2 protein-coding genes, 1 tRNA gene and 1 pseudogene are annotated in these 2,157 nt (G+C 61.2%); 1 reads left to right on the top strand and 3 read right to left on the bottom strand.

From position 1 onward, the window contains the following. Nucleotides 1–463: 463 nt before the first annotated feature. Both ACI94_RS06975 and ACI94_RS06970 read right to left on the bottom strand, forming a co-directional pair. A tRNA-Thr gene (locus tag ACI94_RS06975) sits at nt 464–535 on the bottom strand. Between the two features lie 71 nt (nt 536–606). Further along, nucleotides 607–903, bottom strand: a complete 297-nt coding sequence (locus ACI94_RS06970) for a DUF3467 domain-containing protein (RefSeq protein ID WP_066957753.1) — start codon at nt 901–903, stop codon at nt 607–609. A 159-nt stretch (nt 904–1,062) separates the two neighbouring features. On the opposite strand from ACI94_RS06970, the gene ACI94_RS06965 reads away from it, so the two are divergent. Next, nucleotides 1,063–1,725 carry a Dna2/Cas4 domain-containing protein gene (locus ACI94_RS06965; protein ID WP_066957579.1) on the top strand — a complete coding sequence of 221 codons (663 nt, stop codon included), beginning with the start codon at nt 1,063–1,065 and terminating at the stop codon, nt 1,723–1,725. On the opposite strand, the pseudogene ACI94_RS06960 reads toward ACI94_RS06965, so the two are convergent. Further along, a pseudogene (locus ACI94_RS06960) lies at nt 1,722–2,157 on the bottom strand (DNA polymerase subunit beta); the annotation flags it as partial. The gene ACI94_RS06965 and the pseudogene ACI94_RS06960 overlap by 4 nt on opposite strands.

Genomic DNA, 2,157 nt, shown 5'->3' with positions numbered 1-2,157 from the left:
CTCGCAGGTGCCCGGGTGAACCATTCAGATTTTTCGAATAGTTGACCTGGGTGTGGACCTCCTCCCCGGCGTGCCGGCGCATGGTCACCACAGCGCGCGAACACCTCTAAGACGAGTAAGACGAGAAGGCACTTCGAGAATGGAGCAAGCAGGAGCCCCCGACACAGCCCCATTGAGCCAAAAGACGAGAAGACGAGTAAGACGAGTACACACACACGCGCACTGTAAAAGACAGGTTAGACGTGTATATTATTTTCACACCGCAGATTTTTTAGAATATACTCCCACTGTGGAGGCTCAAGGGAGGCCGGTGCGAGGCCAAAACGGAGATACAAGGCTGGCGCTCCGGCGTTATGAGTGGGTGCGCGACCGTGACCATAGGCAAATATTTCGACATGGGAAAAAAGGTGCTTTGCCCGGAAAACGCCCCTTTTCAAAAAAGGCTCATACCGTGACGTTTGAGAGCCGCTGGAGGGATTTGAACCCCCGACCTGCTGATTACGAATCAGCCGCTATACCACTAAGCCACAGCGGCAACTGCCTTAGACTATTGTACGTCTTGCATTAAAAAAGTATCACATATGGGGACTCGCCACCCTACCCCGTTCAGGAGTAGCCCCGGATGGTGACATTGCTCTCCTGGTGTGGAGCAGCCTCCGGAGTGGTGAGCTTGCCGAACTTCTGCTCGTAGTCGGCGACGCTTTTCGCGAGCACCTCGACCAGGTTCTTTGCGTGCCGGGGGCTGATCGAGACGATCGCCTTCGCCCGCGCCTGGTTCGCGCCGGGGATCTCGTGCAGGAAGAGGAACGTAAACTCATCCTCCTTGTAGGCGATCTGGATGCGGTTCGAGTAGACCGGGTCGAGATCGCCGGGGATGTTGACCGATATCTCGCGGTTAGCCATACTCATCATCTGGGCTCCACTCCGGCATAAGAGTTCGTCTTCTCCAGCCCGGCCCCGGGGGAAGGGACCGCCACGCCGACCGCAACCCCGGACGGGTTCAGAGCATAGCCCGATATATATCGGGAGGGCGTACCCCTTCTCAAACGGGACTCGTCACGCATGACCGATTACATACCGGTATCCGCCGTCATCGCCTGCCACATCTGCCCCCGGCGCTACTACTTCGAGCGCTCGGATGAGAGTGAAGAGTCGCTTCGCTACACCGTCTGCAAACAGGTCTCAACGCACCTCGGGGAATACCTCGATGACGAGGAGATCTGGCGGGAGATCCTCTGCATCCTCCCCGAAGCGCCGCCGGAAGCCCGCGACTTCCTTGATGAGTGCATCGCCGCCTGCCGGGAGACGGCCTGGCGGACCCCGGTCCAGATCGACCTCGCCGTCGAGTCGGATACCCTCGGCATCCGGGGAAAAGTCGACAAGATCTTCGAGGACGGCACGTTCGCCATCGTCCGCTCAAGCGTCGCCCCGAAGGCCGGGGCATACGGCACCGACCGGCTCCGGGTAGCCTGTTACGCCGCCTGCCTCAAAGAGACGCTCGGCCGGCCCGCCGCCGGCGGCTACGTCGAGTACGTCGCGAGCGGAGTCTTCCGGTTTGTCGAGCCCCAACCACGGGACCGACGGGAGATGATCAAGGCGATTCGGGCGGCAAAAGGGGTGGTTGCAGGGGAGATCCCGCCGCGCCCGCTCCGGGCCCCTTGCGAGAACTGCCCGCACCTTGAGCGGTGCACCGCGGGCCCTCGGCGGCTCTCCGACTTATTCTAGACGCTCTCAAGCAGGGTCTTTGAGATGATGTACTCGCCCTTCGCCTCGCGGGTCGTCCCGACGATCAGCCACCGCTCATCGCCGTGCTCCTCGACGACGCCTTTCGCCTCGATGACCTCACCGGCGAGCGCCTGGCCCGAGTAGGTGTGGGTGAAGGAGAGGACGCGGGAGATCTCGTCGTGGTCCACAGCGTAGACCGCAGGGCTGTCGAAGGAGAGGGAGGCATCGGTGACCGTCGCCTCGATCGTCGCCCGCCCGAGCACCGTGCCTTTGCCGGCCGGGAGCGCGTTCAGGTTATCGTAGGCCCGCGTATAGAGGAGATCAAAGTAGGTCCCCTCGAACTCCCCGCGGTTCCACTTCCGCTGCTCGTGCAGGACGAACGCGTCAAACGAGATCTCCGGGACCCTTTTATCGTAGACCTTCCGCCACATC

The sequence above is a fragment of the Methanoculleus sp. DTU007 genome (genome assembly GCF_001512385.1).
Taxonomy (GTDB): domain Archaea; phylum Halobacteriota; class Methanomicrobia; order Methanomicrobiales; family Methanoculleaceae; genus Methanoculleus; species Methanoculleus thermophilus.
The sequence above is the reverse complement of the archived record's forward strand: the minus strand, read 5'-3'. Positions and strand labels throughout refer to the sequence as shown.